Source organism: Rhodoglobus sp. G.S.4, from assembly GCF_056619605.1.
Genome location: NZ_CM152748.1, coordinates 2,226,375 through 2,242,426, shown reverse-complemented (window position 1 = coordinate 2,242,426; position 16,052 = coordinate 2,226,375). Strand labels below are relative to the sequence as shown.

19 protein-coding genes are annotated in these 16,052 nt (G+C 58.6%); 15 read left to right on the top strand and 4 right to left on the bottom strand.

The annotated features are described in order from the left end of the window. The first annotated feature begins 71 nt into the window (after positions 1–71). Both AC061P_RS11055 and AC061P_RS11050 read left to right on the top strand, forming a co-directional pair. On the top strand, positions 72–1,226 hold the full coding sequence (locus AC061P_RS11055) for a sensor histidine kinase (RefSeq protein WP_449647331.1): 1,155 nt from the start codon (positions 72–74) through the stop codon (positions 1,224–1,226). Beyond that, a complete protein-coding gene (locus tag AC061P_RS11050) occupies positions 1,223–1,903 on the top strand; it encodes a response regulator (protein WP_449647330.1) in 681 nt (226 codons plus the stop codon). Before AC061P_RS11055 ends, AC061P_RS11050 begins: the two co-directional genes overlap by 4 nt. Before the next feature lie 19 nt (positions 1,904–1,922). Here the strand turns inward: AC061P_RS11050 and AC061P_RS11045 are convergent, their stop codons facing one another. Next, positions 1,923–2,432 (bottom strand): hypothetical protein, encoded by a 510-nt coding sequence (locus AC061P_RS11045; protein WP_480391215.1) that lies wholly within the window; start codon positions 2,430–2,432, stop codon positions 1,923–1,925. Between the two features lie 101 nt (positions 2,433–2,533). Between AC061P_RS11045 and AC061P_RS11040 the strand changes: the two genes are divergently transcribed. The 6 genes from AC061P_RS11040 to rlmB all read left to right on the top strand — a co-directional run bounded on the left by AC061P_RS11040 (position 2,534) and on the right by rlmB (position 8,153). Further along, positions 2,534–3,016 carry a CarD family transcriptional regulator gene (locus AC061P_RS11040; protein ID WP_449625291.1) on the top strand — a complete coding sequence of 161 codons (483 nt, stop codon included), beginning with the start codon at positions 2,534–2,536 and terminating at the stop codon, positions 3,014–3,016. A 27-nt stretch (positions 3,017–3,043) separates the two neighbouring features. Beyond that, positions 3,044–4,222, top strand: coding sequence for a 2-C-methyl-D-erythritol 4-phosphate cytidylyltransferase (ispD, locus tag AC061P_RS11035; protein ID WP_480391214.1), 1,179 nt, complete (start codon positions 3,044–3,046; stop codon positions 4,220–4,222). Between the two features lie 25 nt (positions 4,223–4,247). After that, a complete protein-coding gene (locus AC061P_RS11030; protein ID WP_449647327.1) occupies positions 4,248–4,505 on the top strand; it encodes an HPr family phosphocarrier protein in 258 nt (85 codons plus the stop codon). Positions 4,506–4,712: 207 nt separating this feature from the next. Then, positions 4,713–5,573, top strand: coding sequence for a 3-hydroxyacyl-CoA dehydrogenase (locus AC061P_RS11025; protein WP_449647326.1), 861 nt, complete (start codon positions 4,713–4,715; stop codon positions 5,571–5,573). Positions 5,574–5,653: 80 nt separating this feature from the next. Beyond that, positions 5,654–7,084: a cysteine--tRNA ligase gene (gene cysS, locus AC061P_RS11020; protein WP_480391213.1), complete on the top strand. Its 1,431-nt coding sequence runs from the start codon at positions 5,654–5,656 to the stop codon at positions 7,082–7,084. Between the two features lie 31 nt (positions 7,085–7,115). After that, entirely contained in the window at positions 7,116–8,153 is a 1,038-nt protein-coding gene (gene rlmB / locus AC061P_RS11015; protein WP_449647324.1) for a 23S rRNA (guanosine(2251)-2'-O)-methyltransferase RlmB, read from the top strand. 77 nt (positions 8,154–8,230) lie between these two features. On the opposite strand, the gene AC061P_RS11010 is transcribed toward rlmB, so the two are convergent. Further along, complete coding sequence (locus tag AC061P_RS11010) at positions 8,231–9,415, bottom strand: trans-sulfuration enzyme family protein (protein ID WP_449647323.1); 1,185 nt, start codon at positions 9,413–9,415, stop codon at positions 8,231–8,233. Positions 9,416–9,515: 100 nt separating this feature from the next. Here AC061P_RS11010 and AC061P_RS11005 point away from each other — a divergent pair, with 100 nt between their 5' ends. Next, a complete protein-coding gene (locus AC061P_RS11005) occupies positions 9,516–9,998 on the top strand; it encodes an Lrp/AsnC family transcriptional regulator (protein ID WP_449647322.1) in 483 nt (160 codons plus the stop codon). Between the two features lie 16 nt (positions 9,999–10,014). On the opposite strand, the gene AC061P_RS11000 is transcribed toward AC061P_RS11005, so the two are convergent. Further along, on the bottom strand, positions 10,015–11,334 hold the full coding sequence (locus tag AC061P_RS11000; RefSeq protein ID WP_480391212.1) for a DUF4032 domain-containing protein: 1,320 nt from the start codon (positions 11,332–11,334) through the stop codon (positions 10,015–10,017). Between the two features lie 81 nt (positions 11,335–11,415). Next, positions 11,416–12,516, bottom strand: a complete 1,101-nt coding sequence (locus AC061P_RS10995) for an ABC transporter ATP-binding protein (protein ID WP_449647320.1) — start codon at positions 12,514–12,516, stop codon at positions 11,416–11,418. 246 nt (positions 12,517–12,762) lie between these two features. Here AC061P_RS10995 and AC061P_RS10990 point away from each other — a divergent pair, with 246 nt between their 5' ends. The 6 genes from AC061P_RS10990 to AC061P_RS10965 all read left to right on the top strand — a co-directional run bounded on the left by AC061P_RS10990 (position 12,763) and on the right by AC061P_RS10965 (position 15,970). After that, complete coding sequence (locus AC061P_RS10990) at positions 12,763–13,683, top strand: DsbA family protein (RefSeq protein WP_480391211.1); 921 nt, start codon at positions 12,763–12,765, stop codon at positions 13,681–13,683. Positions 13,684–13,786: 103 nt separating this feature from the next. After that, positions 13,787–13,909 (top strand): hypothetical protein, encoded by a 123-nt coding sequence (locus AC061P_RS10985; RefSeq protein WP_480391210.1) that lies wholly within the window; start codon positions 13,787–13,789, stop codon positions 13,907–13,909. Between the two features lie 99 nt (positions 13,910–14,008). Beyond that, a complete protein-coding gene (locus AC061P_RS10980) occupies positions 14,009–14,200 on the top strand; it encodes a hypothetical protein (protein ID WP_480391209.1) in 192 nt (63 codons plus the stop codon). Then, complete coding sequence (locus tag AC061P_RS10975) at positions 14,187–14,357, top strand: DUF1761 domain-containing protein (protein ID WP_480391208.1); 171 nt, start codon at positions 14,187–14,189, stop codon at positions 14,355–14,357. The genes AC061P_RS10980 and AC061P_RS10975 overlap by 14 nt, the downstream gene beginning before the upstream one ends. A 10-nt stretch (positions 14,358–14,367) precedes the next feature. Beyond that, entirely contained in the window at positions 14,368–14,715 is a 348-nt protein-coding gene (locus AC061P_RS10970; RefSeq protein ID WP_449647317.1) for a YciI family protein, read from the top strand. A gap of 1 nt (position 14,716) precedes the next feature. Beyond that, a complete protein-coding gene (locus AC061P_RS10965) occupies positions 14,717–15,970 on the top strand; it encodes an RNA polymerase sigma factor (RefSeq protein WP_480391207.1) in 1,254 nt (417 codons plus the stop codon). Positions 15,971–16,052 lie beyond the last annotated feature (82 nt).

Genomic DNA, 16,052 nt, shown 5'->3' with positions numbered 1-16,052 from the left:
TTTATCTGAAGTGAGCACTCGTCGCGAACTCGCGGCAAGTGAATGCTCCAGATGTAACTAATCTAGTCGCTATGGACTCTGCGTGGCTCGTGCCGGCCGCCCTCGCTTTTGGGGTATTTCTCGGCGGAGGTATGTCCTTCATCATTTATGCGGCCGCGCGACGCGGTCAGCGGGCTGCCCACGTGGTGTCTTCCGCGGTGCCGGATGGCGTCGATCAGGTCATTGATGCGCTGGAATCCGCGGGAATCGTGCTCGACCCGTCAAACAACATCATGAAGGCATCGCACGCCGCGCTGACCTACGGTTTGGTGTGGAACCACGCGCTCGTGCATCCAGAGCTTGTTGAATATGTTGATCAAGTGCGGCGCACCGGTGAGCCAATTGCTCAAGAAGTGCACCTATCGCGGGGTCCATTTGGTGATGCAAACATTTATCTCTTTGTTCGTGTTGCTCGGCTCGGCACGCGGTACGTCCTCTTGTTGGCCGAAGACCGCACCGAGTCGTACCGCCTCGATAATGTGCGGCGAGACTTTGTGGCGAACATCAGCCACGAGCTCAAAACGCCGATCGGTGCCGTCGGATTGCTCGCAGAGGCTCTCGTCAGCGCATCAGACGAGCCGGAGCAGGTCACTCGTTTTGCCAAGAGGCTCACGAAGGAATCTCAGCGGCTTGCACGCATCACGCAAGAGATCATTGAGCTCTCGCGATTGCAGTCCGCTGACGGGCTTGCAGAGGCCGAGTCCGTAGACATCGATCACGTCGTCTCGGTCGCGATCGATCAGAATCGTGTTGTCGCCGACCTCAGCCGCGTTTCTCTTATCAGTGGCGGAGAAAGCGGCGTCGAAGTATTTGGTGACGAAACCCTCCTCGTTCTTGCCCTCGACAACCTCATCTCGAATGCCGTGCAGTACTCGCCGGAGAACACTCGAGTCGGGATCGGGGTGCGCCGCAAAGAGGGTGCCATCGAGATTTCAGTCACCGACCAAGGTCTGGGGATTCCCGAAGATGAGCTCGACAGAGTGTTTGAACGTTTCTATCGCAGCGATCCAGCACGCAGCAGGCACACGGGTGGCAGCGGGCTCGGGCTCAGTATTGCCAAACATGTTGTCCAAAACCACGGTGGAGACATCCGCGTGTGGTCACAAGTCGGCCAAGGTTCAACTTTCACTATTCGATTGCCCGAAATCGACCACGACGTAGTTCACTCAACAGGAGAAAAATCATGACCCGAATTCTGATTGTCGAAGATGAGTCATCGCTCAGCGAACCCCTAGCGTTTCTCCTGGAGCGTGAAGGCTACGAAACGACAATTGCTGAGGACGGGCTAGCTGCCCTCACCGAGTTCGACCGCAACGGTGCAGACGTTGTGCTTCTTGACTTGATGCTCCCTGCTCTCTCGGGAACGGAAGTGTGTCGAGAAATCCGCACCCGCTCTAATGTGCCCATCATCATGCTCACGGCAAAAGACAGCGAAGTGGACATCGTGGTCGGCCTCGAACTCGGAGCGGACGACTACGTCACGAAGCCTTATTCCACCCGCGAGCTTTTGGCTCGCATCCGCGCCGTGCTTCGCCGTCGCACCGAAGACGTTGATGAGCACGAATCCATTCTCGAAGCTGGGGGAGTGCGGATGGATGTGGAACGTCACACGGTCACTGTCGACGGACACGACGTCAGCATGCCGCTAAAGGAGTTTGAGCTTCTTGAACTGTTGCTGCGCAATGGCGGTCGAGTGCTTACGCGAGGTCAGCTGATTGATCGTGTGTGGGGTGCTGACTATTTCGGCGACACCAAGACACTCGATGTGCACATTAAGCGCATCCGTTCGAAGATCGAGAAAACCCCGTCGGCGCCCACAATGCTGGTTACTGTTCGTGGGCTCGGCTACCGCTTCGAGGACTAGGCGAGCGACGTCGGTTGATCTATTCGCCGAGTGAGCTTGCGGGGGCGAGGTCGGAATAGATCTCGTTGTCCCCAGCGATCACGGGAATGAGAAGCTGGGTTCCGCTGTCGTTGCCGTACTGAAAGTAGATCGGCATGAGCTGGCCGGCCATGACGCCAGCATCGGTGATGATGATCGTGTCGCCGTCAACCTCGGTGCCGTAGCTCTTGACCTCGTTGCCTGAGAGCGGCTTGGAAATATCGGCGAGTTTACCGTCGGCTGTTTCGTACTGCAGGTGGAGGCTGCCGCTTGATGAGCTCGTGTTGATGATGGTCACCATGATGCTCACGGCGGAGTTGTCATCATTGCTGATAGCCAACACGTTGCGAACTTTGAGCTCGCCAACGGAGGCACCGATGCCGTCGCTGGGGTCGTAGTGATTGAGCGTGGCGGTTGGCGTAATGAACGAACAACCTGCGGTGCCCACAAGGAGAGCGCCGGCGATAAGGGCGGATGCTGCGGCGCGTGCTGCGCGAGTGCGTACTGTCACACAGCCATACTATCGATAGCTGCGCTGAGTGGTTTAGTTAGGCCACCCTTACCACGTGTTTACTGTGATAAACTGGGTTTTCTTCGAGAGGACCACTATTCATGTTGTTTGAGGTCGGCGAGACTGTCGTTTATCCCCATCACGGTGCTGCAACCATCACCGAGGTGAAGAAGCGCACCATTAAGGGCGAAGAGAAGGTTTATCTCAAGCTCAACGTAACGCAGGGTGATCTCACCATCGAAGTGCCCGCTGAGAATGTTGATCTCGTGGGCGTTCGCGACGTAATTGGTCGCGAGGGTCTTGACGCTGTCTTCGAGGTGCTTCGCGCACCGTTCACTGAAGAGCCGACCAACTGGTCGCGCCGCTACAAGGCAAACCTTGAGAAGCTCGCTTCCGGCGACGTCATCAAGGTTTCTGAGGTTGTTCGCGACCTGTGGCGCCGTGACCAAGATCGTGGTCTCTCTGCAGGAGAGAAGCGCATGCTTGCTAAGGCCCGCCAGATTCTCATCTCAGAGCTTGCTCTTGCTGAGAAGACTGACGAAGAAAAGGCTTCGCTTGTGCTCGACGAGGTTCTTGCTTCCTAAGTTTTTAGGGCGCTTGCTGTCTCGCATATGAGCACAACTATTGAACCCCGCATTGCTGTAATTGTCGTAGGGGCTGGGAGTGGCACTCGCCTCGGTCGAAGCGAACCTAAAGCGTTCGTTCCGCTCGCTGGCCGCCCTAACCTCAGCCGCGCGCTTGACGCTGTCTTTGCCATGGCAGAGCTAGCTCAAGTGATCGTGACAGTGCCCTCGTCGTTCGTTGAAATTGCCGAGCAGCTAGTGAGAGACGTTCCCGAATTCGATGGCCGCGCATTCACCGTCATTGTCGGCGGCGCCACCCGCCAAGCGTCAGTTGTTGCTGCTCTGACGCACGTGCAGCCTTCCGTGGATGTCGTGCTCGTGCATGATGCAGCGCGCCCGTTGACCCCCAGCACCATTTTCGATTCGGTTGTTGCCGCTGTGCGCAGTTCGGGTGCCGGTGTTGTGCCCGGGCTTCCCGTCACCGACACCATTAAACGTATCGACGGTATTGGCCAAATTGTCGAAACTGTTGACCGCTCTGAACTCACCGCAGTTCAAACACCGCAAGGGTTCCCGAGAGAGCAACTCGTCGCTGCACATATTGCGGCAGCTGGAGAGTTCACTGACGACGCAGCCGTATTCGCGGCCGCAGGGCATTCAGTATCCGTTATTGCAGGAGATCATTTGTCGTTTAAGATCACGACGGCGTGGGAACTGCGTCGGGCCGAGCAACTGTTCATGACGCCGGCTTCAACAGACATTCGTGTCGGTACCGGCACTGACGTGCATGCCTATGATGAAACCAAGCCGCTCTGGCTCGCCGGTTTGCACTGGCCAGATGAGGTCGGCCTGCGTGGGCACAGTGATGGAGATGTTGTCTCTCATGCCATGTGTGATGCGCTCCTCTCCGCTGCCAACCTTGGTGACCTCGGCAGCGTTTTCGGTACTAGCGATCCCCAATTTGCTGAGGCGCACGGAGAAGTTTTCTTGCGCGAAGCACTGCGCTTGCTGCACGATGCTGGCTTCGAAGTGGTCAATGTGTCGGTTCAGATCATCGGTAATCACCCCATAGTGTCTCGTCGCCGAGTTGAGGCTGAGGCTCTTTTGAGCGGTATTCTTGGCGCGACCGTCAGCGTTGCCGGCACAACAACCGATGCACTTGGTTTCACAGGGCGCGGCGAGGGTGTGGCGGCAATCGCAACTGCTCTCGTGCGTGCCCGCAACTAGTCACCACGTTTCGAAAGAGGACACCATGCCAGAACGCACAACCACCATCGTTTCGCCCTCCGGGTTGCACGCCCGCCCCGCTGCGCTCTTCACCCAGGCGGTCAGCAAGAGCGGCTTCGCCATTACTGTTGCTAAGGGCGACAAGGCCGTAAACGCGGCCAGCATCCTTGCAGTAATCTCGCTCGGCGTAGCTCAGGGCGAGTCAGTGACGATCGCGTCGGATGATGAAGGCGCGGATGCCGTGCTCGACGAGTTAGTAGAGCTGCTCACTACAGTCGAATAATCGATTTCGAAGAAGGGTCGCGCCATTATGGTGCGGCCCTTTTTGCGTTTCGTGGGGACTAGTGTTCGCGGTGTAGGTGGCGACGGATCGTGGTAACTCGAACGAAAGTGCACTAAGCCAACGCTAAGAACCGAAGCGTATGGTTTGGTTTAGACGCAGTTGCGGGCCTGAACGGTTCAGACCGACGGACTGGAGAAAAAGGACACAATGACAAGCATTAAGAGCGTGACGATTCTCGGCACGGGTGTGCTCGGTTCACAGATCGCATTCCAGACCGCCTTCAGCGGTTTCACCGTCGTTGCCTACGACATCAATGACGAGACATTGGAGAAGGCGCGCTCCCGCTTCGCTGGCCTCGTTGATGCCTATGTTGAGGACAAGGTCACTGGGGCTGAAGACGGTAAGGCACAAGAAGCGTTGGGGCGAGTACGGTTCTCTTCGGATCTCGCGGACGCGGTCAAGGACGCCGATCTCGTCATTGAAGCGATTCCCGAAATTCTTGAGCTGAAAAAGTCAACCTATTCCGAGCTGGGAAAGCTCGCTCCCGAGCACACGATTTTTGCGACAAACTCTTCCACCCTGCTGCCAAGCGATATGAAGGACTCCACCGGTCGTCCTGGCAAGTTCTTGGCCCTGCACTTTGCCAACCAGATTTGGAAGTTCAACACCGCAGAGGTCATGGGTACCAGCGACACCGATCCGGCAGTTTTTGACACCATCGTCGAATTCGCTTCCGAGATCGGGATGGTGCCGATTCCCATCCACAAGGAGAAGGCCGGTTACGTCCTCAACTCGCTGCTCGTTCCTTTCCTCAACGCTGCCGCAGAACTTGCGGCAGACGGCTACGCCGAGCCGGCAGACGTCGACAATACCTGGCGCATTGCGACCGGTGCGCCGATGGGGCCGTTCCAGATCTTTGACGTCATCGGGCTCATGACTCCGTACAACATCATGTCTAACGGCGATGACAAAACGAAGAAATTCGCCGAGTGGCTCAAGACCGAGTACATCGACAAGGGATACCTCGGAGTCGCATCGGGGCGCGGTTTCTACACCTACACAAAGTAATTGTCTGCAGCGCGGGGCTCTCTCGCCCCGCGCTAGCCGCTAACCGTGTAATACCCAGCAGTGGTCGCTAAACTTGGTCAGTGACTATTCGCCTGTATGACACTCGGAGTGCCAGCCTCGTCGACCTCGAACCCCGTGAGCCGGGCAAAGTAGGTATCTACGTGTGCGGCCCTACCGTTCAGGCTGCCCCGCACATCGGTCACCTTCGTTCCGCGCTCGTCTACGACATCTGGCGCCGCTGGCTCACTTACCGCGGCCTCGACGTCACCCTGGTGCGCAATGTCACCGACATCGATGACAAGATTTTGAATCAGGCAGTGGATGCCTCAACAGCTGGCTCGACCGAACAGTGGTGGGCCTTGGCTTACCGCATTGAGCTCGAGTTCACCGCTGGTTACAACGAACTCGGCATTCTGCCACCAACCTATGAGCCTCGTGCCACCGCCAACATCTCGGAAATGCGCGAGTTGATCAACACCCTCATTGAGCGCGGCCATGCGTACGCCGCCGCGGATGACTCAGGGGATGTCTACTTTGACACCCAGTCGTGGCCTACTTACGGTGAGTTGACGCGTCAGAAACTCGACGACATGGTTGCCGCCGCCGACGCTGATCCTCGTTCCAAGCGTGATCCTCGTGACTTCGCGCTCTGGAAGGGCAGCAAACCAACCGAGCCAGAGTCTGCCTCATGGTCGTCACCCTGGGGCAGCGGGCGCCCGGGTTGGCACATCGAGTGCTCTGCCATGTCTCGCCGCTATTTGGGCGGTGCGTTCGACATCCATGGCGGTGGGCTTGATTTGCGCTTCCCCCATCATGAAAACGAACTTGCGCAGTCAACCGCTGCTGGCGATGACTTTGCCAAGCACTGGGTGCACAACGGCATGGTCAACGTGAACGGCCAGAAGATGTCGAAGTCTCTTGGCAACTCCGTTTTTGCACGTGATCTCTTGGATGCGGCACGACCGATTGTGGTCCGCTACCTTCTTGGGGCTGCCCACTACCGCTCGACAATTGATTACACAGATGGTTCGCTCGATGAGGCCGAAGCGGCATTCGAGCGCCTTGAAGTATTCATCGAACGCGCGGCACGTCGACTGCGAGACACGCGATTCGATGTTGCTAATACCAATGAGGTACCCGACGCCTTTGGCGAAGCTATGGATGACGATCTTGCTGTGCCGCAGGCACTTGCCGTTGTTCACGATACAATTCGAGCAGGCAATGCCGCGCTCGACGATGGAGATCTCGCGGCAGTCGCCACCGCGCGATCACAAGTGGTCGCTATGGCACAGGTCTTGGGTATCAACCCACTAGATCCACGATGGGGTTCTGATCGTTCAGAACCAGCCGTTGCTGCACTGTCAGCACTGGTTGAGAAGCTCATCGAGGATCGCAATACGGCCCGCTCGGCAAAGGATTTTGCTGTAGCGGACCGAATCCGTGATGAACTATCAGCGGCGGGAATCACTGTAGAGGATGACTCGACCGGATCGCATTGGAGCTTGCCGTGAATAATCGGCGCTTCCGACAGGAGCAACACTCGTGAAAAACCCAGCTAACACACCCCGCGCAGGAGCGGTACGCAAGGGCCGCAAAGGCCCCCAAGTCGGCTCGGGAGGCCAGGGACGTCAAGCTCTCGAAGGTCGCAAGCCCACCCCCAAAGCAGAAGATCGTCCGTACCACCCCGCAGGCAAGCGCAAGGCTGCGGCCGAGCGCTACGAGGCCGCTGGCGGAACTCGCCGCAATGGTGGCAAGCCCTCTGAGGGCGGCCAACAGCGTCCGAGTCAACCCGGCCGGTCGCGGGTAGCAAAGTCTGCGGACGAATCTGAGATGGTTACCGGCCGCAACTCGGTGCTCGAAGCACTGCGAGCCAAGATCCCTGCACACACTCTCTACATGGCAGCGCGCATCGAATACGATGACCGCGTCAAAGAGATTCTGAAGTTGGCAACAGCACGCAACCTCGCCGTGCTCGAAGTGATGCGTCCAGAACTCGACCGCCTCGCGGGTTTCGATGCAGTGCACCAGGGCTTCGCCCTCAAAGTGCCACCGTACGAGTACGCGCACCCCATGGAACTGCTCGACAAGGTTGAGTCGCGCGGGCAAGTTCCGCTACTCGTTGCCTTGGACGGAATTACCGACCCGCGCAACCTCGGCGCGATCGTGCGATCGGTTGCCGCGTTTGGTGGCCAAGGTGTCATCGTTCCTCAGCGTCGTTCCGTGGGAATGACAGCATCCGCCTGGAAGACGTCAGCGGGGGCTGCTGCTCGCACCCCTGTCGCCATGGCAAACAACCTCACGCAAATGATCAAGGAATACAAGAAGCGCGGCGTCTTCGTGCTCGGCCTCGACGGTGATGGCGACGTTTCACTTCCGTCATTGCCACTGGCCAAAGAGCCCGTGCTGATCGTTGTTGGTAGCGAAGGCAAGGGCCTGTCGCGCCTCGTCACCGAAAACTGCGATGCGATCGTTTCGATCCCGATTAGCGCAGCGACCGAGTCGCTCAACGCGGGTATCGCGGCAAGTGTCACGCTCTACGAAATCTCGAAACTGCGCGCAGCGGCACGCAAGAAAAAGTAGTTCAGCCTCCACGCAGAAGAGCCGCTGTTCCCTCGGGAACAGCGGCTCTTCGCGTTGCGCGAGGCGAGTGTGCCTGGCTACTTGCCTGTCACAGCGTCGAGGGCGGCGGTGATGTCGTTCATGAGATCCTCGATGTGTTCAAGGCCGATCGAGATGCGCACAATCCCCGCACCCGGCTTCGCTTCAGAAGCGACCGGGCGGTGGGTGAGCGATGCCGGATGCTGCACGAGAGTATCGATTCCCCCAAGCGACACCGCGTGGGTGATGAGCTTCACCGACTCCGTGAACTTAGCGGCAGCATCGTAACCGCCAGCGAGATCAAGAGCGATGAGCGAGCCAGCGCCTGCCGACTGAGTCCCGATGAGGCCGGCAGGATCTTGACCGGGGAGTCCGGGGTAGAGAACGCGGGCGAGAGCCGGATGTCCGTCTAGACGACGAGCGAGTTCTCCGGCAGTCTCCTGCTGCGCGCGAACGCGAAGTGGGAGGGTGCGAAGTCCCCGGTGAAGAAGGTATGCGGCGAAGGGGTGGAGCACACCGCCGGTGAGGGCGCGAACGTTGCGCAAGCTCTTGGCATGTTCCTCGCTTGTTGCGATAACGCCACCCATGACGTCACCGTGGCCACCGAGGTACTTGGTGGCGCTGTGAAGCACCATTGCGGCACCGAGCTCGAGGGGACGCTGGAGCACTGGAGTCGCGAACGTATTGTCAACGAGCACAGGAACGGTGCCGGCTGCCGCAACAATCTTCTTGATGTCGACCAACTCAAGCGTGGGGTTGGCGGGGGACTCGATAACAACAAGTCCGGTGTCGGCCTGGATGGCATCCGCTATAGAGTCAGCATCAGCCCAAGTGACGGTCGTTCCGAGTAGCCCATTGTCGAGCACGTGGTCGGTTCCGCCGTACAGGGGGCGAACTCCAACAACGTGGGGGCGGCCAGCGGAGGCAATGGAGATGAGTACTGCAGCGAGTGCAGCCATTCCGCTGGCATACGCCACGGCGGCCTCCGCGCCCTCCAATGCAGCAAGGCTGTCTTCGAAGCGCGCAACCCCCGGCTGCCACAGGCGCTGGTAGACAGCGGAATGACCATCGATGATGGGGTTTCCGGTGGCGAGGTTCTCATAGGAATCTCCGCCGACCTCAACGCTGGGTAGCGGGTTGGTGGTCGAGAGGTCGATGGAGGGAACGTGTTGGCCACTTTCGTGTACGCCCTCCAGTCCCGCGTGAACAGCAAGGGTTTCGAGACGAATGTCGTGAGGCAGCATCCTCTGATATCAGCAGAAAATTCGACACAAATCAACTACCGATGCAGCTTCTTCACGGATTGTGACGTTATTCGCATAAGCTGCGGTCAAGGAGGACACCGTGACTGAGCAAAAATCTTTGCCGATCGACTCGATAGATCGGGCGATTTTGGCCAGCTTGGCCACCAACGCCCGCATGTCGGGCTCGGCACTCGCGGCACGGGTCGGCGTTGCTGAATCCACAGTGTCGCAGCGACTGCGCCGACTGCACGAGGACGGATACTTGCGTGGCTTTCACGCCGATATTGATGTCGCCAAGCTCGGAATGAGTGTGCAGGCGCTCATCTCGATCAAGCTCGTCAAGCACGTGCGAGAAGATGTGGACGCATTTCGCAGCGCGGCGCCCTACTGGCCAGGTGTGCTCGCCTTCTTCCACACGGGCGGCGCGGACGATTACCTGCTGCACGTTGCCGCTCACAGCGCAGCCGAGTTGCGTGACTTTATGCTCACCTATCTGGCGAGTCATCCGGCTGTTTCTCACACCGAAACGAACCTTGTCTTTGAACACGTGACAGGGCGCGGTCTTGAGCAGCTACTTTCGTAGTCGTGGTTAAGCCCGGCTAGACCTTGAGGCGCCAATCCTCGCTATCGCCTTCGTCGTCATCATCGTCCTCATCGGCCCCTGCGGTGACGGCAATGGAGATGGGCGAAGTGAATGCCCCCGTTGGAGGGTTGATCATCGTTGCTTCGTCACGTCGGAACTGCAGCACGTTTTCGACGTAGCTACCCACAGCTTCAGCCAGTGGGATGTCGTGACCTGAATCTTGGGCGAGCTGACGACGGTGATCGAGCAGTTGGTGAAAAATTTCAGCAGGTTCGAGCTTTCCCCGTAGGGACTTAGGAATAGCACGGATCACGGGCTCAAAGACTCGCGCGGCCCACTCATGTGCCAGCATCTCTTCGTCCATGTCCTGCTTATCGAATGCTGCACGGTACGAATCCATATCGTTCAGCAAACGGCGCGCTTGGTTTTCTTGGGCATCAAGACCCGTCAGACGCAAGAGACGACGTGAATGGTGACCGGCGTCCACAACCTTGGGCTGGATGCGCACTCGAGTTCCCGAATCTTCGGTTTTGATGGCAAGTTCTTCGATATCGAAGCCCAGCGCGTTGAGTCGTTCGACGCGCTGGTTGATGCGCCAACGCTCAGAGTGGTCGAATCGCTCCGAGCCAGTGAGCTCCTGCCACAGTGTGCGGTACTGCGCGACAATTCCGTTGCTGATCTCGATCGGATCAATGTCTTCCTCGAGCCGACCACCTGCCTGCAAATCGAAGAGTTCGCCCGCGATATTCACTCGACCGATCTCGAGGTCGTTCTCACGTTGACCGTTCGAAAGCCGGTCGTACAGCTGACCGGTTTCAGCATCCACGAGGTAGGCGGCGAAGGCGCCGGCATCCCGACGGAAGAGCGTGTTGGAGAGTGAGACATCGCCCCAGAAGAAACCGACGATGTGAAGACGAACCAGCAGCACTGCCAGCGCATCAACCAAACGACGAGCGGTCTCAGGGCGCAGACTCTGGGAGTAAACGGCACGGTAGGGGAGCGAAAAGCGCAAGTGGCGAGTGACAAGCACCGACTTGAGTTCTTCGCCGTCGCTTGCCGTGCGGTTGGTGATGATCGCAAGGGGGTCAACGCACGGAACATCGAGCTTCTGCAGAGTGCGCAACATGTCGTACTCGCGTTTGGCCAGCTCGCTCGATGTCTCTTTGATGGCAACGATGTACCCCGAGAGGTTCGCGAACCGCACCAAGTGTCGAGAGATGCCCTTGGGGAGGGTGGCGATTGCATCATCCGGCCATAGCTCTAGCGGCAACTCCCACGGAAGATCGAGCAGAGCGGGATCGGCGGTGGCCGAGGTGATGTTGACTGAACCAGACATTCACGTTTCCTTAAGCTGAAACGAGCCCGTCAACGCATCCGAACACAGTTCGACGTTGACGGGCTCGATCGTAAAGCGGAACTAGCTCGCTACCACAGGCTTCTTAGTCAAGCGCAGGCCTGACTCGGTGTCGAAGACGTGAACGTGGTGCGGCTCAGGGGTCAGGAAGACCTTGTCGCCGGCGTTCGGGTGTGAACGGCCGTCAACGCGAGCAACGATGTCGACTCGCTCACCCTTGATCTCTGCGTGACCATAGAGGTAACCGTCGGCGCCGAGTTCTTCAACGAGGTCAACATCAACCGGAAGGCCGCTGCCTGTCGTCGAAACAATGACGTCTTCTGGCCGGACGCCGATGGTGACGGTCTTAGCGTCAGTCTCGCCGAGGGTCTCGCTGTCAACGTGTACAACTGCATCGCCGAACTGAAGGCCACCATCGACGATGTCGACGCTGAACAGGTTCATCGCGGGGCTGCCGATGAAGCCAGCAACGAAAATGTTCTGTGGTGCTTCATAGAGGTCACGAGGAGTACCAACCTGCTGGAGGAGGCCATCCTTGAGAACTGCGATGCGATCACCCATGGTGAGTGCTTCAGTCTGGTCGTGAGTCACGTAAACCGTGGTGACTCCGAGTCGACGCTGAAGGCTAGCGATCTGCGTACGAGTCTGAACGCGCAACTTGGCGTCCAAGTTCGAGAGCGGTTCGTCCATGAGGAACACCTGAGGCTGGCGAACGATAGCGCGACCCATAGCAACACGTTGGCGCTGACCACCCGAGAGTGCCTTGGGCTTGCGGCTCAGGTAAGGCTCAAGGTCAAGCAACTTTGCTGCCTCAAGTACGCGGGCTGCACGCTCTTCCTTATTGATGCCGGCGATCTTGAGCGCGAAGCCCATGTTCTCGGCAACCGTCATGTGCGGGTAGAGAGCGTAGTTCTGGAAGACCATGGCGATGTCACGGTCCTTCGGAGGAACATCAGTGACGTCACGGTCTCCGATGAGGATGCTGCCGTCATTAACCTCTTCGAGGCCGGCGAGCATGCGAAGGCTAGTGGACTTACCGCAACCCGATGGGCCGACAAGTACGAGGAACTCGCCATCTTCAACGTGAAGATTGAGCTTGTCTACAGCCGGGACTGTTGATCCGGGGTAGAGGCGGGTTGCGTTGTCAAAAGTTACAGACGCCATTGTTGTATTTTTCTCCTTCACCGGCAGGTACGTGCCGGACGATCCTTAGTGAATGGACGGTGGTCGAAACCACGTTGGGTCATTATTGCACTCTTTTGGGGGTCGCGTTACCGGGTTATGTGGGCGCTCACAGGGTGAGTCTCAGGATCCAGTTGGGCAATTCCCAGAGATTTCTCCTAGAATTCGACGGGTGCGCCGCCATTTCTGGCGCTCGCCACAGCGAAATACACGGCAGATGAGGTTCGATTGAGCAACGGCAATTCCGGCGACGGCCGACTCAGCAAGAATGAGCGACGCGAAGCAGCACGTGAAAAGGCTCGCGTTCAGCGCGACGAACAAAAGAAGAAGGATCGCCGCACTCGGCTGTTCCTTCAGGGCGGTGTAGGCCTCGCACTCATCGCGATCGTTGCCGTTATCGCCCTCGTGCTCGTGAACTCGAACCAGCCCGCTGGTCCTGGCCCCAAGAACTTTGCCAGCGACGGTATCCAACTCAATCAAGGCTTCATTGCTACCCCGACTGATGCCCTCGACGCGGATGCTGAGCCCATCGCTAGCGTTCCCGATGAAGGTTCAGGCGTGCTCGATATCCAGATGTATGTCGACTACCTGTGCCCGATTTGTGGCTCGTTTGAGCAGACAAACGCAGAGTACATCGAAGGTCTTGTCGACAACGGCGCGGCAACTCTTGAAGTCCACCCCATCACGATTCTTGACCGATTCTCTCAGGGGCAGCGGTACTCATCCCGTGCAGTAAATGCTGTCGCGTGTGTTGCCGATTCTTCGCCAAACGACTTCTACGCGTACCACAAGCTGCTGCTTTCTGAGGAAGTCCAACCAGCAGAGAACACCTCCGGCCTGAGCGACGACGACCTGATCGCGTTGCTCGACACAATAGGAGCTGACAGCGTTCCAGCGATTAGCGAGTGCATTCAAGATGAGACGTTCAAGTCGTGGGTAAAGAACTCAACGGCTCGCGCTCTGTCGGGTCCGCTTCCTAACACTGACGTGCCTCAGGTCACGGGAACCCCAACGGTTCTTGTCAACGGGCTCAAGTATGAGGGTGCAGTAAACGACCTCGCTGCTTTCCAGGCCTTCGTTATTCAGGCGGCGGGCGATGACTTCAACGCCAACTCGACTCCGACCCCGACGCCGACACCTACCCCGTAGGTTCTTCTAGCGCACAACAAAAGGTGCCCCCGGTCATACGACCAGGGGCACCTTTTGTGTCATACAGCGGAGTGTCGTGCAGAGGAGTGTTGGTTAGCCGAAGGTGTACGAGCACGCCTCAATGCTTTCGCTTGCGGTACCAGCGTTGAACAATTCGCAGCTGACCATCGTCAACGGTGCAACCGTCTACCTCAGCGATGCTGTTCTCACGTCTCTTGCCTCGTAATTCCTTAGCAACGGTTACGGGTCCCGTTTTTGCGTGCCCGGATGCCCGTAGTAGAGGGGTTCGGATGCGCGGAGGTCGAGGAAGAGGAAGTCCTGACGATTGCAGAAAGTTTTTCCAGCGCACGTGTCGATTCGGCACGTGCGCTGCGTCATGTCAGTGAAGGGCAAGAAATTCCGGCCCCGAAAGGACATGATGATGCTGAATGTGCTGGCGATCGCAATCGCCACCGCCGCGGGAATGCTCGTTGGGTGGCTCGTTCCTGACCGTCACGCTGGCTGTGGCATCCGTTAGCTGGCTCGGGTTTACCGCGTCGCGTAATGCTGTCGAGTATCTTTTTGAGAAGAAGTCCCCGACGCTGTTTGCGATCAATATGGGTCATCAGCTTGCAGTTCTCATCGTCATGTCCGTCGTTATTGGCCTTTTTGGCCACACTTCACAGATCGGTTAGGGAGAAAAACATGCAGTACATGATCCTGATTCATTCAGAACCGTTTGATGGCCCAGAACCGGGTACAGACGCCTTCGACGCAATGATGGCGCCGTGGATGGCCTACAACCAGAAGCTCATTGATGGCGGCCACTATATCGCCGCCGATCAGCTGCAGGGTGTTGAGACCGCGACCACTATTCGTCGGGCGTATGGTGCCGGCGACACAATCGTCGATGGCCCGTTTGCTGAAACCAAGGAGCACTTCGGCGGCTTCTACATTGTGGAAGCCGAAGACCTGGATGAGGCGCTTGCGCTCGCTGCCGAGGTTCCGATTCCGGCCGGCTCGCTCGAGGTTCGCCCGGTGGTGCCCTCCTAGCGTGCCTGATAACTCAGAGGCGGTCACCCGCCTGGCGCGTGAGGAGAGTGGGCACGTGCTCGCTCTTCTCACGCATCGCTTTGGCCTCGATGCGGCCGATGAAGCTGTGCAGGATGCGCTCGTTGAAGCGCTGAACTGGGGCAGCGTTCCTGACAACCCTGCTGCGTGGCTCTATACGGTCGCACGCAATCGCGCGGTCGACGGAGTACGACGCGACGCTGCGACAGCGCGACGGCTAGCTCGGGCAGCCCCCGATTTGGTGCGCTCTAGCCACAGCACCGGCTACGGCGGTAACGACAGCGAGGAGGTGCCACCCGAGATGATTGATGACGCTCACTATTCGGGCGACGAACACCTGCGACTGCTGTTGCTCTGTTGCCACCCGGCGCTCAGTCGCGAGGCTCAAGTGGCATTGACTCTGCGCCTGACTGGCGGACTCACGACCGCCGAGATCGCGGCCGCATTCTTGGTGCCCGAGCAGACTCTTGCCCAGAGAATCGTGCGGGCGAAACGCAAGATTCGCGACGCCGGCATCCCGCTGACTATCCCCGAAGACCTCACGCTGCGAGTGGATGCGCTGCTCACCGTTCTCTACCTGATTTTCAACGAGGGCTACCTCTCGCGGGGGAGTGCAACCGGTGGCCGCGTTGACCTCGTGGAAGAAGCGATTCGCCTCACGATCACCACTCGCGAAGTCCTCCCCGGCAACGCTGAAGTAGAAGGCCTGTTGGCGCTAGAGCTCTACGCTCGCGCCCGCCACGACACCCGCTTTCGCGGCGACGAACTCATCCTGCTCGAACAGCAAGATCGCACCCGCTGGGACGGCGAGCTGATTGAGCAAGCCAACGGGCTCCTGCACAGTGCCCTCGGTCGGCTGCAGCCAGGGCCCTTCCAAACCCAAGCGGTCATCGCGCGCCACCATGCCACCGCGCGCACCGCCGCCGATACCGACTGGCCGGCCATCGCATCCGCCTATTCTGTGCTGCTGACCATGACCGGCAGTTCTCCCGTTGTTGCGCTCAATCGGGCGGTCGCCGTGTCGATGGCTGATGGCCCGGATGCCGGACTGCGGCTTCTCGACACCGTGACCGGTCTCGAGAATTATCACTTGTACTGGTCAACGAAAGCGGAGCTGCTGCTGCGTGCGGGTGATGTGGATGCCGCGGCTCCGGCTTTCGCGCGTGCCCGCGAACTTGCCACCAACGGGGCCGAACAGCAGCACCTCGATCGGCGGATTGCGCAACTGAGGCAGTAGGTCTCCGCGAGATTCGCTTTCTGAAAGAACGCTCACAGAAAAGAGTTGGATTCGAGGGCGAACCTTCAGCGGCGAACGAAAT

Bases quoted from the DNA above. Each gene is read 5' to 3' on its own strand.
- AC061P_RS11040 (WP_449625291.1), top strand. From the start codon at position 2,534: ATGTTGTTTGAGGTCGGCGAGACTGTCGTTTATCCCCATCACGGTGCT.
- AC061P_RS11055 (WP_449647331.1), top strand. From the start codon at position 72: ATGGACTCTGCGTGGCTCGTGCCGGCCGCCCTCGCTTTTGGGGTATTT.
- ispD (WP_480391214.1), top strand. From the start codon at position 3,044: ATGAGCACAACTATTGAACCCCGCATTGCTGTAATTGTCGTAGGGGCT.
- AC061P_RS10995 (WP_449647320.1), bottom strand. From the start codon at position 12,516: ATGGCGTCTGTAACTTTTGACAACGCAACCCGCCTCTACCCCGGATCA.
- AC061P_RS10970 (WP_449647317.1), top strand. From the start codon at position 14,368: ATGCAGTACATGATCCTGATTCATTCAGAACCGTTTGATGGCCCAGAA.
- AC061P_RS11050 (WP_449647330.1), top strand. From the start codon at position 1,223: ATGACCCGAATTCTGATTGTCGAAGATGAGTCATCGCTCAGCGAACCC.
- AC061P_RS11000 (WP_480391212.1), bottom strand. From the start codon at position 11,334: ATGTCTGGTTCAGTCAACATCACCTCGGCCACCGCCGATCCCGCTCTG.
- AC061P_RS11025 (WP_449647326.1), top strand. From the start codon at position 4,713: ATGACAAGCATTAAGAGCGTGACGATTCTCGGCACGGGTGTGCTCGGT.
- AC061P_RS11010 (WP_449647323.1), bottom strand. From the start codon at position 9,415: ATGCTGCCTCACGACATTCGTCTCGAAACCCTTGCTGTTCACGCGGGA.
- AC061P_RS11030 (WP_449647327.1), top strand. From the start codon at position 4,248: ATGCCAGAACGCACAACCACCATCGTTTCGCCCTCCGGGTTGCACGCC.